Source organism: Paenibacillus sp. J22P277 (genome assembly GCF_059383675.1).
The window spans coordinates 482,021-497,900 of record NZ_JBXENS010000004.1 but is presented as its reverse complement, the minus strand read 5'-3'; the positions used below and the strand labels follow the sequence as shown (position 1 = coordinate 497,900).

General features: G+C 57.2%; 13 protein-coding genes. 12 read left to right on the top strand and 1 reads right to left on the bottom strand.

All coding sequences use genetic code 11. The features are described from left to right. The first annotated feature begins 120 nt into the window (after positions 1-120). From AC50YL_RS15570 to AC50YL_RS15515, 12 genes are all read left to right on the top strand, one after another. On the top strand, positions 121-2,319 hold the full coding sequence (locus AC50YL_RS15570) for a helix-turn-helix domain-containing protein (RefSeq protein WP_494833112.1): 2,199 nt from the start codon (positions 121-123) through the stop codon (positions 2,317-2,319). A 331-nt stretch (positions 2,320-2,650) separates the two neighbouring features. Beyond that, entirely contained in the window at positions 2,651-3,625 is a 975-nt protein-coding gene (locus AC50YL_RS15565; RefSeq protein ID WP_494833111.1) for an ABC transporter permease, read from the top strand. A gap of 13 nt (positions 3,626-3,638) precedes the next feature. Further along, on the top strand, positions 3,639-4,538 hold the full coding sequence (locus AC50YL_RS15560) for a carbohydrate ABC transporter permease (RefSeq protein WP_494833110.1): 900 nt from the start codon (positions 3,639-3,641) through the stop codon (positions 4,536-4,538). A gap of 41 nt (positions 4,539-4,579) precedes the next feature. Continuing rightward, the gene (locus AC50YL_RS15555; protein WP_494833109.1) at positions 4,580-6,250 is read left to right on the top strand and encodes a type 2 periplasmic-binding domain-containing protein; all 1,671 of its coding nucleotides are present in this window, start codon (positions 4,580-4,582) and stop codon (positions 6,248-6,250) included. Positions 6,251-6,375: 125 nt separating this feature from the next. After that, the gene (locus AC50YL_RS15550) at positions 6,376-7,290 is read left to right on the top strand and encodes an AraC family transcriptional regulator (protein ID WP_494833108.1); all 915 of its coding nucleotides are present in this window, start codon (positions 6,376-6,378) and stop codon (positions 7,288-7,290) included. Between the two features lie 161 nt (positions 7,291-7,451). Further along, complete coding sequence (locus AC50YL_RS15545) at positions 7,452-8,642, top strand: sensor histidine kinase (protein ID WP_494833107.1); 1,191 nt, start codon at positions 7,452-7,454, stop codon at positions 8,640-8,642. Next, positions 8,639-9,301, top strand: coding sequence for a response regulator transcription factor (locus AC50YL_RS15540; RefSeq protein WP_494833106.1), 663 nt, complete (start codon positions 8,639-8,641; stop codon positions 9,299-9,301). Before AC50YL_RS15545 ends, AC50YL_RS15540 begins: the two co-directional genes overlap by 4 nt. Positions 9,302-9,655: 354 nt before the next feature. Beyond that, positions 9,656-10,798: a peptide-methionine (S)-S-oxide reductase MsrA gene (gene msrA, locus AC50YL_RS15535; protein ID WP_494833105.1), complete on the top strand. Its 1,143-nt coding sequence runs from the start codon at positions 9,656-9,658 to the stop codon at positions 10,796-10,798. After that, positions 10,795-11,256 (top strand): DinB family protein, encoded by a 462-nt coding sequence (locus AC50YL_RS15530; RefSeq protein WP_494833104.1) that lies wholly within the window; start codon positions 10,795-10,797, stop codon positions 11,254-11,256. The genes msrA and AC50YL_RS15530 overlap by 4 nt, the downstream gene beginning before the upstream one ends. 238 nt (positions 11,257-11,494) lie before the next feature. Then, a complete protein-coding gene (locus tag AC50YL_RS15525; RefSeq protein ID WP_494833103.1) occupies positions 11,495-13,099 on the top strand; it encodes a spore germination protein in 1,605 nt (534 codons plus the stop codon). A gap of 38 nt (positions 13,100-13,137) precedes the next feature. Continuing rightward, a complete protein-coding gene (locus AC50YL_RS15520) occupies positions 13,138-14,328 on the top strand; it encodes a Ger(x)C family spore germination protein (RefSeq protein ID WP_494833102.1) in 1,191 nt (396 codons plus the stop codon). Then, positions 14,325-14,555: a hypothetical protein gene (locus tag AC50YL_RS15515; protein WP_494833101.1), complete on the top strand. Its 231-nt coding sequence runs from the start codon at positions 14,325-14,327 to the stop codon at positions 14,553-14,555. Before AC50YL_RS15520 ends, AC50YL_RS15515 begins: the two co-directional genes overlap by 4 nt. Here AC50YL_RS15515 and AC50YL_RS15510 read toward each other — a convergent pair. Continuing rightward, entirely contained in the window at positions 14,544-15,644 is a 1,101-nt protein-coding gene (locus AC50YL_RS15510; RefSeq protein ID WP_494833100.1) for a GerAB/ArcD/ProY family transporter, read from the bottom strand. The genes AC50YL_RS15515 and AC50YL_RS15510 overlap by 12 nt on opposite strands. Between the last annotated feature and the right edge of the window lie 236 nt (positions 15,645-15,880).

Genomic DNA, 15,880 nt, shown 5'->3' with positions numbered 1-15,880 from the left:
GGTGAGAACAACAAAGACGATTCGTCCGTGCGGCTTTATAATGGATAATAATGTATGCGGTTACATATGTCGTTTCACGATAAGGCTTGCCTTCAAATTTCCTCCAAAGGATGATGGCCCTTGAATCGTACATGGCTGCGCAAAACGATCTGGTCGTACCTGCCGATCTTCTGCATCATGTTCTCCCTCCTCTTCTTCGTCTTCTTCCAGACCCTCGTCGAACAAAACAACCGCAACACGAAAGATTCCAGCGAAGTCTTCGTGAACCAACTGCTGCAGTCCGTGGACGTCAGCTTAAGGTCGCTCGATAACATGTTGATCCGCGAGATGGTGTCGGGCAAGCTGTTGAACGATTTCTTCCTTGAGCGCGGCAAGGACAACGTCTTCCTGAATTACCAGCTCGTCAACCGGATGCTGCAGCTGAAGCAGGCGATGCCGATGATCGATTCGTATTATTTGGTCCGGTTCAAGGACGGCATCGTGTTCAGCGGCGCCACGGCGAGCGCGGACGCGTTCGCGGACAGCGCCTTCATCCGCAGCCAGCAGAACAGCCCGACGTCGTATACCTCTTCATGGAGCGGGTTCCGCACGTTCCGCGAGTTCGCGAACCAGCAGCCGAAGGAGGTCGTCAGCCTCGTGCACAAAGTATCGCTCAGCAGCGGCGTGGACGGGATGATCGTGGTGAACGTCAGCGTGCCGGCGATTCGGAGCATGCTGGGCGAGATGTACGATCCGGGACGCGCGTTCGTGCAAGTGTACGATCGCGACGGGCAGCCGCTCTTCTCGGACGACGCGCCGGCAAGCGGGAAGGTGCTCGCCGGGCAGACGTCGCCCTATACCGGGTGGAAGGCGGAGAGCGGCGTCGCGAACGGCAAGGCGCTTGCCGTAATCTCGAGTTTATCGAGCGTTTGGCTGGCGCTGGGCTTGCTCGTCTTTCTGGCCGGCGGCGTCTCGATCGTGTATATCTCGCGCAAGAATTACAAGCCGATCGCCGAGCTCGTCTTCCGCGTGCAGGATCAGTTCGGATCCGGCAAGCCCTCGCTCGGCAGGCTGGCGGTGGACGAATTCGCGTTTATCGAAGCGGCCATCAACAATTTCGCCGAGCAGACGAAGCTGTTCCGCAAGGAAGCGCAAGAGGCGGCGGCCCGCAAGCAGAAGGCGCTCTTCAGGGAGCTGCTGCAGGGTCCGGACGGGGAAGCGGAGGCCATCGAGCCGTCCGCGCTGCCGCGCCATGACAAGCTGCGGGTGTTCGTCGCCGAGATCGACCATCCGGAGCAGGCGTTCGGCCGGTACTCGGGCCGCGATCAGTCGTTGTTCAAATTCGTCGTCAGCAGCGCGGCCCACGAGATGTTCGCTTCGCGGATTCCGATCCAGCTATGGCTGGAGTGGACGTCGCCGCTCCAGCTGACGGGCATTCTCTTCCTGGAGGACGCGGCCGAAGACGTCGCCGCGGAGACGGCGGATCGCCTCGCTTCCTGGGTGGATCAGCATCTGGCGTTCTCGGTGACGATCGGCCTCGGAGAGACGGCCGATGCCGGTTCGGGTGCGGGCATCTCGAGCCGGCAGGCGCTGGAGGCGTTAACGTTCAAAGCGACGCTCGGCCATAACCGGGTTATCGGCTTCGCCGAGACGCAGCATGCGGCGGCCAAGGAAGCGAATAAGCATCTGCAGGCGATCCATAGGCTGACCGGGCAGCTGCGCCTTCAAGAAGACGAGTGGCGGGAACGCTGCGACGAATTTTTCCAAGGCATGCGGGGCTGTTGTCTGCCGAAGAGCGAGATCGTCGGACTCTGCCGCTACTTCGTCGCCCATATGGACCTTCGGCTGTCGCAGGGCTCCAAGGAGTACTATGACGCGTGGATGAACGAAGCATCCGCGCCGCTGTTGCCGGCCATCGAAGAGTTCGACACGCTGGACGAGCTGCAGCGGTCGTTCGAAGCCTCGCTGGAGCGTTATGCCGGGCAGGTGGAACGGTTGTCCAACAATCGCCAGCATCGTCAGCTTCTGCAGACCATCCGGGGATATATCGAAGACCACTATGCCAATCCGGAGCTGTCGCTCGAATACCTCGCCGACAAATTCGGAATCAGCGCCAAATACATCAGCCAGCTGTTCAAGGAGGAATTCGGAGAGAATTTCCTGGATTATCTGTCGCAGCTGCGAATCGTGGAAGCGAAGAAGCGGCTGCTGGAGCAGCCGGACTCGATCCAAGAGGTCGGCGAGCGGGTCGGGTACGCGAACGCGGCGACGTTCCGGAGAGTATTCCGCAAGATGGAGGGCGTCTCGCCCGTCGATTACCGCAAGCGCAATGCGATGTGACGAGGCATGAATAAGCGAATCAAGGGCATAGCGACAGGGCTGTCCGCTTGCAGGCATACTGCGCGCGGACGGCCCTTGTTTCGTTGGCTCGAATTCGAAGCCCGGGCAGCCGCGGGAGGCGCAGGTCGCCCGCCGGGAAAATTGAGCGTCATCGGAAAATGGAGCGGCGATCGCCGGGAAGCCAGATCCGGCGCGGGTTCGGAAAATTGATCCCTTCGTGGATTAGTGGCCGTTGTCCGGCCCGCGCCGCTCCGTTATCGTTGGAATCATTCAACGTCAGTTTACTTCAAACGCCAATTTACCGAAGGATGAAAGGATGTGGGGAGACAACATGCCGGCAACGACGGGAGCGCTCGAAAGGAAGAAAACGAAATCGGCCATCGGCGCCGGATCGCTCGCGCTCAGGGATCGGGGCAAGCGGGTAAAACGGCATTGGCAATTGTATCTGCTCGTGCTGTTACCGGTCGCCTATTTGATTATTTTCAAGTACATTCCGATGTACGGGGCGCAGATCGCCTTCCGGGATTTCAGTCCGGTGAAGGGCATCCTCGGCAGCGACTGGGCCGGGTTCAAGCATTTCCGGACGTTCTTCGAATCGCCGAACTTCTGGGTGCTGATCAAGAACACGCTGATCATCAGCCTCTATTCGCTGCTCGTCGGCTTTCCCGCGCCGATCCTGCTGGCGCTCGCGCTCAACGAAGTCCGCGGCATGCGCTTCAAGCGCCTGGTGCAAATGGTCACGTTCGCGCCGTATTTCATCTCGACGATCGTCATGGTGTCGATGATCATCCTGTTCTTGTCGCCGCGGCTCGGCTTCGTCGACCACATCCTGAACGCGCTCGGGATCGAGTCGATCAATTTCATGGGCATCCCCGATTATTTCAGCAGTATCTTCGTGTGGTCGAACGTCTGGCAAGGCATCGGGTACGGGGCGGTCATCTATCTGGCGGCGCTCTCCGGCATCAATGTCGATCTCTATGAAGCGGCCAGGGTGGACGGAGCTTCCCGGATACGGAAGGTATGGCATATCGATTTGCCCGGGATCCTGCCCGCGGCTACCGTGCTGCTGATCCTGAACGTCGGGCAGATCATGAACGTGGGCTTCGAGAAGATTTATTTGATGCAGAATCCGCTCAATACGAGCACCTCGGAGGTCATCTCGACCTACGTGTACAAGATCGGGTTGCTCGGCGCGAACTTCAGCTTCTCTGCCGCCGTCGACCTGTTCAATTCGGTCATCAATCTCATTCTGCTGCTCAGCGTCAATTACGCGGCGAGACGCTTCTCCGAAAGCAGCCTATGGTAAAGGAGGATCGGCCATGACACGATCGACCGCCATCCGGGAATCGTTCGGCGACAAGCTGTTCCTGGGGTTGGTGTACGCCTTTCTGGGTCTTATTCTGCTTGTCGTGCTCTACCCGCTCGTCTATATCGTCAGCTCGTCCTTCAGCTCGCCGCAGGCGGTGATCAGCGGCCGCGTATGGCTGCTGCCCGTCGATTTCAGCTTGGCGGGCTACCGCGCGATCTTCTCCAATCCGCAGATCATGACCGGCTACGGGAACTCGCTCTTCTATACGGTATTCGGCGTGCTGATCAACGTCAGCCTGACGGTGATGATGGCATACCCGCTGTCGCGGACGACGTTCTACGGACGTCATGTCCTGATGGGCCTGCTGGTGCTGACGATGATGTTCAGCGGCGGCCTGATCCCGTATTACTTGACGGTGAAGAACCTTCATCTGCTCGATACGCGGTGGGCGATGCTGCTGCCGAGCGCGATGGCGGTATGGCAGGTCATCATCGCCCGTACCTTCTTCCAGTCGAGCATTCCGAAGGAGCTCGGGGAGGCGGCCGAGCTGGACGGCTGCAGCGACTTCGGATTTCTGTGGCGCGTCGTGCTGCCGCTGTCCAAGCCCATCTTGGCGGTGCTCGTGCTGATGTACGCGGTCAGCCAGTGGAACGCGTATTTCGAGGCGCTGATCTTTTTGAAGTCGACGAACCTGTTTCCCCTGCAAATCATCTTGCGGAACATCCTGATTCTCAATTCGATCGATTCGAGCATGATGGTGGACGCGAACAAGATGGCGGCGATGCAGGGATTGCGCGACCTGCTCAAGTTCTCGCTGATCGTCGTGGCTACGCTGCCGGTGCTCGCCATCTATCCGTTCGTGCAGAAGTACTTCGTGCAGGGCATCATGATCGGCTCGCTCAAAGGATAACGGCAAAGGATTACCATGATACGACCAAGGAGGCGTCTGTCTTGAAAACGAAGAAGAGAAGCGCGAAATGGCTCGGTTTGATCCTGGCGATGGTCCTGATCTTGACCGCATGCAGCAACGGCGGGGACGGCGGGGGAGCGGCGGACGGGAACGGGAACGCCGGGGAGGGCAACGGGGAAGGCAGCGGCAAGACCGTCACGCTGGACACCTACATCAGCGTATCCCCGCGCATCGAGGACATTAACACCAACGACGTCACGAAGGCGCTCGAGAGCAAGCTGAACATCAAATTCAAATTCGACGCGACGCCGAGCGCGAACGCCGTGGACAAGAAGAAGCTGATCATGGCAAGCGGCGATTATCCGTCCGTCTTCCTGTCGGGCGACTTCACGCAGGCCGAGCAGATCTCGTACGGCAAGCAGGGCATCCTGCAGCCGCTGAACGACCTGATCGACAAGTACGGCAACGAGATCAAGCGCGCCTTCGCCGAGGACAAGGACCTGCAGGCGGCCATCACGGCGCCGGACGGCAACATCTACGCGCTGCCGCATATCAACGACTGCTTCCACTGCTGGTACGCGCAGAAGCTGTGGATCGACCAGACGTGGCTGGATAAGCTGGGCTTGAAAATGCCGACGACGACGGACGAATATTACGAGGTGCTGAAGGCGTTCAAGACGCAGGACCCGAACGGCAACGGCAAGGCGGACGAAATTCCGCTGTCCGGCTCGTTTAACTCGTGGCACGGCATTCCGTCGAACTTCCTGATGAATTCGTTCATCTACGACAACGACGAGGATTTCTTCTTCATGAAGGACGGCAAGGTCCAGTTGGCCGCGAACCAGCCGGAGTGGCGCGACGGCTTGACGTACATCAACAAGCTGTTCGCCGATGGACTGATCGACAAAGAAGCGTTCACGCAAAACGCGGACCAAATGGCGCAGGTCGGCAACAAGGAAGGCGACAACGTCAGCGGCAGCGTGACCGCCGGCCATATCGGCATGTACTTTAGCCTGGCCGAGGGCCAGAACCGCCACAAAGAATACGTGACGGTCGCGCCGCTCAAAGGCCCGGGAGGCGTCGCGTACTCCGGCTACTACAAGGCCTACGGCAACGGCCAATTCGCGATCACGAACAAGGCTACCGAAGAACAGGCGATCGCGGCGATCAAAATGGCGGATTACATGTACTCCGAAGAATTCGCGATCATGAACGAATACGGCCTGGAAGGCAAATACTGGACGAAGGCGCAGCCGGACGAGAAGGACGTGCACGGCAATCCGGCGAAGTACACCCTGAAGCCGGAATATTGGAACCTGAGCACGACGTTCAACGACAACTGGGATCAGATGGGCATCACGAGACGGACGCGCGCGATCCGCGAATCGTGGACGGCGCCGGCAGACATGATGTCGCAGCAGGGCTATGAATTCCGGCTGTTCACGGAAACGGCCAAAAACTACGAGAACCGCCAGCCGGAGGAAACGTTCCCGCTCACGATCTTCATGGACGAGAACGACGCCAACGAAGCGATCATGCTGCGCACGCAGATCAACGAATACGTCCGCTCCAACATGGCGCAGTTCGTGACGGGCTCCAAGAAGCTGACGGACGCGGAGTGGGACAGCTACGTGAAGGGCTTCGACGGCTTGAATTTGAGTAAGTATCTGAACATTTACCAGAAAGCGTACGATAAGCAAAAACAGCCATAACCGGCCGGCCATCGCCGCCCGCGCGGCCGGGACGCAGGCTTGTCCCGCTCGCGCGGGCGGTTTTATAATGAGAGAGAATCCGTTACGAACGGCCGGAACCCGAACGGTTGAAGGAGGAATCCTGGATGAGCGCTGCCTACGACGGCAATGAGCAGGCATTGATCGACCCGACTGCCCTTCACCTTCACCCTTTTCTGTTGTTCGCCCAGCGGTACGCGTTCTATCCGAACGAAGCGTCGCCGGAACGGGTCGCGTACATGAACGCCATCATCATCGTGGAGGCGGGAGAAGGTTCCCTGCGCATGGATGGCCGGGTCTATCCGATGAAGGCGGGGACGCTCGTCTATATCCCGGCCGGCAAAACGCATCGCTGGCAGGCGTCCGATCCGGAACCCATGGTTCATCGGACCGCGTATTTCGATTGGAACCCGCTTCGGCGCCCGTTCGCCCGCGAAGGTCAGTTTTTTCACGGCGTTTCCGCCCATTCGGCCCCAATCCCCATGTACATGGACGAGGAGCCGGCGATCGGCATCGAGCCCGTGTCCGCGGTCGCGAATTTGCCGCTGTGGCTTTCCTACCATGACCGGTTCATTACGATTCCCGGACGGATCGGCGGCGGTACCGGGATGGGGGAGGCGATCCGCCTCCGCGGCGAATTCCAAGTCTTTCTTTCCTTCTTCCTGTCGACGACGTGCAAGGAATCGAGCAGCGGCGGAGACCCCCGCATCCGGGAGCTGCTGAAGCTGCTCGCGAGCCGGACGGAAATCGAGGAGCCCGAGCTGGTCCTGTACGCGGCGCAGGTCGGACTGAAGCGCAGCCGGTTCTACGCTTTGTTTCGCGAAGAGACGGGCTTGTCGCCCAAGCACTACATGACCCGGCGCAAGCTGCATCGGATCAAGTGCGACCTGCGGCAGTCGGACGCGTCGATCACGCAGATCGCGGAGAAATACGGGTATTCCAGCATCCACGTGCTGTCCAAAAACTTTCGCAAGCACATCGGATTGACGCCGTCGGAATACCGCCGGCAGTGCCGCATGTAAGAGCGGCCGATTGATTTTAGCAAAACCGTCGTGGTAAGTTAAGAAGGCATCCAGACAGAAAGCATGGTGATCCTCTTATCATGACGCCGATAGAAAGAAGCCGTGAAGCGATGAAACGACCCTTCGACAGCACGGAAACCGATGGAATAAGATGGCATCCCTTGACATGGAAGCTGATTTTCACGTTGAAGTTCGCGTTTGATTTGGCGCTTTCCGGCATTTTTTATTTCGAGCATTCGATTGCGATTTTTTGGCGATTGAGCTTTGTGCTTTTTTCGTTAGCGGCCTTCCTGTTCGTCAATCTCTTCTATTTCAAATTGAACAAGCAGCGGAATTGGCTGTTTCATCTGCTCATCATCGACTTCCTGGTGTCGGCTTCGTACGGTTACGTCTATATCGGGGGGAATTTCCCCACTCACCTCTTTATCGGAATTACGGCCTTGGCGATCTTGATGTTCATGAAGAATACACGGGCGCTGATCCTGACCTGCTTGCTGCTGCTGATCTTGTACGTGGTCACGATGGGGAGCATCGATTGGCATTTATACGGGCAGTTCGATGAAATCGGTTATTTTACGACCGGCTCGTTCATCGTTTTCGCCGGTATCGTGAGCGTACTCGTGAATTTCTATCGGGACGCGCGCAAGAACGCGCTGCGGCTGTACGCGCAATTGATGCAATCCCATGCGCGGCTGCAGGAGTACGCGCTTCAGACGGAAGAATGGGGAGCGGCCAGGGAGCGGGTACGCATCGCGCGGGACATTCATGATACGGTAGGCCATAAGCTGACGGCGCTGCTGGTTCAAATGCAGGCGGCGCGCAAGCTGAGCAAGCCGGATCCCCAGCGCAGCGAACGAACGTATCTCGAATGCGAGGACTTGATCCGCTCTTCCTTGCAGGAGATCCGGCTGTCGGTCAGGGCGATTCGGGACGAACCGATCCGATCGACCGCCTTGGGAGAAAGACTGGAGACGCTGGCGCGGGAGTTCACCAAATTGGCGGAGGTGCAGACGACCCTCGAGGTGGCCGGAACGCCGGTCGCGCTGCCCGGCGAGCTGCAAATGACGGCTTACCGCATCGCGCAGGAATCGCTCACGAATGCCCAGAAGCACGGGCACGCGAGAAAGGCCGCGATCCTGCTGGCCTATTCCGAGCGCGGATTTTCGCTCAGCATCCGCAATGACGGCGACGTGCCCGCGTCGTTCAAGCCGGGCTTCGGGATCATTAACTTGCAAGAACGAGTACGAGAGTGGAACGGGGAAGCGCATATCGGGGCGGATCGGCGAACGGGCTTCGCCGTTGAAGTCCATTTCCCTTATTCCGCGGCGGAAACGGAGCGAATAAGCAATTGAGGATTCTGATAGTAGACGATCAACGGCTCATGCGGGAGGGGCTCGCGACCATCATCGGCTTGGAAACGGGCATGGAGGTCATCGGCACGGCGGTGGACGGACGGGATGCCTATTCGCAGGTCGTGGAGAAGCGGCCGGACGTGGTGCTGATGGATATTCGCATGCCGGGCATGGACGGCGTGGAAGGCGCGGAGCTGATTCTCAAGCATTTTCCGGACACGAAGGTGTTGATCCTGACCACGTTCGACGATGCGGAATTGATCCTGCGCGTGTTGGAGAAAGGCGTCCATGGTTACCTGTTGAAGGACCTGCCGGCAGAGGCGATCGTAAGCGCGATTCAGACGGTACACAACGGAGGCACGGTGCTCCAGCCGGAAATAACGGACGTGCTGCTGCAGGAAATGAAAAAAATGTCGGCGTGGAATCCGGATAAGGCGCATCCGTTAAGCAATGACGCGCCGAGCGGATTGACGACGCTGACCGACCGGGAGAAAGAGATACTCGTCTTGCTCGGGCAAGGCTTCAATAACAAGGAAATCGCGGAATCGCTGACGATAACGGAAGGCACGGCGAAGAATCACGTATCCAATCTGATCGCGAAGCTCGGGCTGCGCGACAGAACGCAGGCGGCTTTGTTTTCGGTTCGCTATTCCATTTGAAGAGGCAGGGCATTACTTTTGGCATAGGGCATGAGATTGATCATGACCGATGACCGAAAGCGATGCCTTTTTTTGCGTGAATTCATGACTTTCCATAGATTTGCCGCCGCGCGTTCCTTGTTAAGATCAAAGGGCAAGGAAACGAGGAGGATGCGCCTCGCAAACCTCCCGCAAAGCCAATTCGCAAAAGGAGAGTGAACGTGATGGCGGAGAAAAAAACAAGCTTCAAGCTGCGGATCATGACGGTGTCTCTGCTCGCCGTGCTGGTGGTTGGATCTTTTTTCGAAATCAATTGCTTCTTGAACTATTAAGCGCGCATGCGCAGCCTTGATGATCCCGCGGAGGTGAAGGGTAATGAAACTGAATTGGAAACGATTGGCGCTGCCCGTCGGTTTGGCGGCCGTGGTCTTGTACTTCGCGTATGCCCCGGCGCATGAACGCGGTACCGCGGAGGCCTCGGGACTGCGGAATCAGCTGGAGCAATTCACGGACAACGGGAAGTACGAGACCGCCGTTTTTGCCGGAGGCTGTTTCTGGAGCGAGGAGGAGCCGTTCGAGCAGCTCGACGGCGTAGTGAGCGTGGTCACCGGATATACGGGCGGACATACGTCCGATCCTTCTTACGCGAAGGTGTCTTCCGGCACGACGGGACATCTCGAAGCCGTGCAGGTGAAGTACGATCCGGATCGGATCACGTACGACGAGCTGCTCCAGGTGTTCTGGCGCAACACGGATCCGACGGACGCGAACGGCCAATTCGGCGATCGCGGCACGGAGTACCGCTCGGTCATCTTCTACGACGGCGAAGCGCAGCGAGCATCGGCGGAAGCGTCGAAAGCGGCCTTGGCCGCGCAGGGCAAATTCGCCAAGCCGCTCGTGACGAAAATAACGCCCGCCGCGGCGTTTTATAAAGCCGAGGACGAGCATCAGGATTTCTACAAGACGAATCCGGCGGGCTTCCGAAGCAACATGGCCGGTTCCGGCCGGGACGCCTTCTTGGATCGCGTCTGGGGAGATGACCGCATCATGAAGGAGCTTGAAAGCCGTTATGCGCAGATCGACAAAGCGGCAAGCCTCAAATCGCTGACGAAGCTTCAATACGACGTCACCCAGCATGACCAGGACGAGCCGCCGTATAAGAACGAATATTGGGACAGCAAGGAAGAAGGCATCTACGTGGATATCGTATCGGGCGAGCCCCTCTTCAGCTCGAAGGATAAATTCGACGCGGGCACGGGCTGGACCAGCTTCATGAGGCCGCTCGAGCCGGGCAACGTCGTGTACCGCGAAGCCGGCGGGGTATTCTCGTCCACGACCCAGGTGCGGAGCAAGCATGCGGATTCCTTCATCGGCGACGTGTTCAACGACGGGCCCGAGCCGACGGGATTGCGCTTCTGCACGAATTCCGCGTCCCTGCGATTCGTACCCGTAGACCAGCTCGCGCAGCAAGGATACGGCGAATACGCCAAAACTTTCGAGGGGGGGGAGGAACAATGAGGAACGCGTTTATTTTCGAACTGCTGGACAGCCGGCTGAACGTGCTGATCGAATTGTTCGAGCAATGCCCGGAGGACAAGCGCCGCGTGATCCCCAAAGGGTTTAACAACCATATCCATTGGCATGTCGGGCATGTGCTCACCGTTACCGAGTTCCATGTCTTCGCTCTCTCGGAGCAGCCCAAGGTTCTGCCGGAGCGCTACCAGGCGTTATTCGCGTACGGCACGAAGCCCGCGGATTGGCAGGAAGAACCGCCTGCGTGGGAAGTCTTGATCGCGCAGCTGAAGGAACAGCGTTATCTGATCCGCGAGTCCTTGCAGGACAAGCTGGATCTGCCCGTGAAGCCGAACTTCCTCAAGGCGGAAACGATCGACGAATTGATCGTCTCCACGGTGCTGCATATGCTGAATCACGTCGGCGTCGTCTCCGCGATGCTGAAAGTATTGAAAGCCTCTTAAAAAATCGTTGCACGGTGAAGGTGTCCCGAAAGCCGCAGGCTAGGGACGCCTTCTTTGCTATTTTAAAGCCCGCAACGAACGAGGCAGCCGTGCTTCGCCGCCATCCTCCGCCAGCTATTCCCGGCCATCCATCCCATCCCGATCAACCGTCCTCCGGCATCCGTCCCATGCAGCGCAAGAATAGTTCTCGCGGAACATGGGAAAATATAGTCATCAGTGTTTTCGGGGGGCTTAATCGGTGAATCGGTTCAGGAAATGGACGCGCAATAAACCCGCGTTTCCGAATATTTCAGCGGACGAGCATGCCGAGGTTGAAGCCCAAGGCAAGTTAGCGCCCGATATCGAACAAAATGAAGCGATGCTTAGAAAGCTGTTCGAAAACAACGCCGACATCGTATTTCGCAAGGTGCGGCTGGCTGGAGAAGCTCGCTGGCTGGTCCTCTATTTTGAAACGCTGATCGACGAGAAGACGATCGACGACCAGATCTTGAAACCGCTGCTGGCTAGGCATGCCGCGCTCGAAGCAGGCGAATCCGTCTCGCGGCACGAACGCCAAGCGATTGCCGACGAGAAGGCGGAAGCGCTGGATGACGAGATGGTCTCCGTCGGCGCGACGCATGTGAGATCGGAAGTTGCCGACATCGTTCGCGACGTGTTATGCGGTCATGCCGCCATCCTTGCGGGGTCGGACAGCCACGCCCTGACGGTCAAGGCGAACGGCAGCAAGCAGCGAAGCCTCGAAGAGCCCTCGTCCGAGCCCGTCATTCGCGGTCCGCGGGACGGCTTCAACGAGAATCTGTCAACCAATATCGGCCTGCTGCGCAACAGGCTTAAAACCTTGCGGCTCAAAACGGAATCCGCGACGATCGGAGAGCTGACCCAAACCCAGGTCGTCATGGCCTATATCTCGGGCATCGTATCCGAATCGTTGGTCGAGGAAGTACGGGAAAGGGTCACGCGGATCCAAATCGACGGCATTCTCGATTCTGGCTACATCGAGGAATTTATCGAGGATTTGCCCTACTCGCCCTTCCCGCAAGTGCATAGCACGGAACGGCCCGACGTGGTGGCGGCCGAGCTATTGGAAGGGAAAATAGCCATTCTGGTCGATAACACGCCGTTCGTTCTGATCGTTCCCATGACGTTCTGGACGGGGCTTCAAGCGAGCGAGGATTATTATATCCGGTGGCCCATCGCGACGTTCGTGCGCTGGATTCGATTTCTCTTCATCTTCATCGCCGTATTCGCTCCCCCGCTCTATGTGGCCGTTACGACCTACCACCAGGAAATGATTCCGACGAATCTCGTGCTGAGCATCGCATCCTCCCGGGAGGCCGTTCCTTTCCCGGCGCTGGTCGAAGCTTTCTTGATGGAAATCATATTCGAGGCCTTGCGGGAAGCGGGAATACGTTTGCCCAAGCAAATCGGCCAAGCGATCAGCATCGTAGGGGCATTGGTCATCGGCCAGGCGGCGGTGCAGGCGGGAATCATATCCGCGCCGGTCGTCATTATCGTATCGATCACCGGGATCGCGGCGTTTACGATTCCGCGCTATAGCTTTGCGAACGGCATCCGGCTGCTGCGCTTTCCGATGCTGTTCCTGGCCGGAACGCTCGGCCTGTACGGAATCGTGCTCGGATTCCTCGGCATCCTGCTGCATTTGGCGTCCTTGCGTTCGTTCGGCGTGCCTTATTTTAATTCCCTGGCACCGCTTAAAGGCGTAAATGTGAAGGATATCATGATACGGGTACCCATATGGGCGAAGACCCGCCGTCCGCGGACGACGGGAACGAACGATCCGCTTCGCGAACCGTCCGGACAGGAACCGGGGCCGGCGCGATGAAAGCAGTCCGCCAAGAACAACGAGGAAGGAACGTCAGCATGAAAGCATTCCTGCACGTCGGCTTGCTGTCCGCCTTATTGTTGACAAGCGGCTGTTGGGACAGAACGGAGATTAACGACCTTGCGTTTATCACGGGCTCGGCGTTTGATTTAACGGATAACGGCGACTATCTGTTATCGCTTCAGATCGCCGTCCCGACCTCCGGTCTTGGGGGGCCGGGGAACGGGGGAGGCAGCCAGCGCGAGAAGTTTTTTGTCGTGTCCGCCACGGGCAAGGATGCCAACGAAGCGTTTCGGAAGATTCAGAACAAGAGCTCCCGCCGGTTGTTCACGTCTCACCGCAGCGTCATTTTCATTGGCGAATCCTTAGGCAGACATGGGATCAACGATATTCTCGACGTGTACAATCACGATCCGCGGCAACGGTTGAGAACCTATATCATGATGGTAAAGGGAGGGACGGGACGGGAACTTCTCGAAACGAAATACCCCTTCGAGCAAGTGCCCGTCGAAGCGATCAAGGAAATGGAAATGCTGCGAAGCGAATTGGCGGTGACCATGCGCGACTTTTTCATTGCGTCCTCAAGCGAAGGCATCAGCCCGGTCATGGGCGTTATCGAGGCCGTGGACGATTTGGAAGGAACAAAGGCAAAGCAAAGCAAAAAGAACCTGTTCAGGCTCTCCGGATCGGCCATCTTGAAGAAGGATCTGAAGGTTGTCGGGTTCTTGAACGGAGACGAGACGAACGGTTTCATGTGGGCTACCGGTCGGATGAAGAGCGGGAGGGTCGACGCATATTTACCGGAAGGCGGCGGACTGGTCGGAGCGATGGTCTATCACGCGGAACGAAAAATCGTCGTGGATATAAAAGGCGATATCGTCAAATTGAAGATTCACCTGCTGGCGGAAGGAAGCCTGATCGAAAACAATACTCCGCTCGATGTCAGTCGGCCGAAGTATCTGGCGCTTGCGGAGCGGGCGTTGGAGGCAACGATCGAGAAGCAGGTTCGGGATGCGATGCTTAAAGTCCAAAAGCAATACAAAGTGGATAGCGTGGGTTTCGGCCAAGAAATTTACCGCAATAAGCCGAAGCAGTGGAAATCGTTAAAGGGACAATGGGACGCGAAATATCCCCAAGTCGACCTTTCGGTTGCCGCGAAGCTGAGATTGAACGGGGTCGGCGTAGGCGGGCCGCCGCTGCAATTAAACGAAAAGGAGATCAAAAAATGATTGCGCAAATCGCGGGCTACGTCATTATATTGGCGGTATGGTCCGTCGTTCGGATGCGTGCCATGCAGAGCGAGCGCAGAACTAAAGATGCGGCCGTGTACGGCGTACTGATGGGAATGGCCGGTATCGTCGGTTCCTTGGTCATCGCGCGGATCGATCTGCCGAGCTTTACCGCTCCGGCCAGGATGCTGTTGGAGCCCCTTGGGAAGTTCTTATTAAAGCCGTAGTTGCCCGGCCTTTCTTTTCATCGAGTCGATCGCCAGAAGCGCCAACGGCAAGAAGCTTTGGTTGAAGAAGGCCAAGAGCGGGAACGTAAACGCCAGATAATTCAGAAGCTCCGCCCCGTTTTTGAATATCAACACCGATCCCAAAAGAGATAACAGGGTAATCGGAAATATGAAGTCGCGATAATGACGCAATTTGAGAAGCTGGCTGACGCTCAGACATAAAATAAACAGCGATACGGATACCTTCACGAAGCATCCCATTACCCACAAGGAAACCGCAAGCGCCTCCAACCGTTCGAAGGAACCGGGAATGCCGATATATTGGACGACGCTAAGGAAAGAGTAGGTCAGCTTGCTCGTCAACGGACCGAGAACCATGATCGTCAATAAAACGATGGCAAACATAAGAACGGCAATGCCCGCAAGCGCGATCAGCGATACCTTGAGGGCTTTCTTAGGCTGGTTCAAATAAGGAAGCAGCCATCCCAATATGAAGAGCTGATTCATGAATCCGCCTGCCGGGCTGACCATGCCTTGCAAGACGGGCTTTAATCCTTCCGCCAAGATCGGCTTGATTGCGGCGAAATCCGCTTCTCCGGTCGTCAGAATCAAGAGCGGAATCAAAAAAGCCAGAATGAGCACACTAAGAAACTCATTGGCCCGCGCGATCACTTCGATTCCCGCCAGCGCGGCCAAACCGCATAAGATCAGGAACGTCAGACTGGCTACTGTGGAGGGGCTTCGCGGCAGCAGAAGCGTAGTAATGAATCCCGTATGCTGCGTGGTAATCGTCGTGATCGACACGAACCAGTAATACAGGTAATTAAGCGCGATGACAGGCCCCAACCAATTACCGACGATTTTCGAGCTGTACTGGATGATCGTCAATCCCGGGTAACGCTTGGACAGCGCGATCATCACCCAAATACTGACCAAACCGCAGATCGTGGAAGGGAAAACCGATATCCAGGCGTCTTGTTTGGCAAACATCGTTATAATTCCGGGAACGGTGAGCATATTCGTGGAAACGATGAACGTGAACAGCAAAAAACCTAACTGGGATCCGGTGATTTTCTCGGTTGTCTCCATCTACGCGCAGCGCTCCTTTCCTCGCAGAGGTGTCTCAAGTATTGACTGATCGTCATTCGTTTATACGCATAAATTGGATGTTGACAGGCTATCTACTAGAAGATAGAATACAAACATGAACAAAAACAAAACACGCAAATCCGGCGCGGATTGTTCGATGCCAATTGGTTGGTACGGGGCCGGTTTGACAAGATTGCCGATGTGGATGGATATCCGCTTGGCTTAGGGGGCGGATA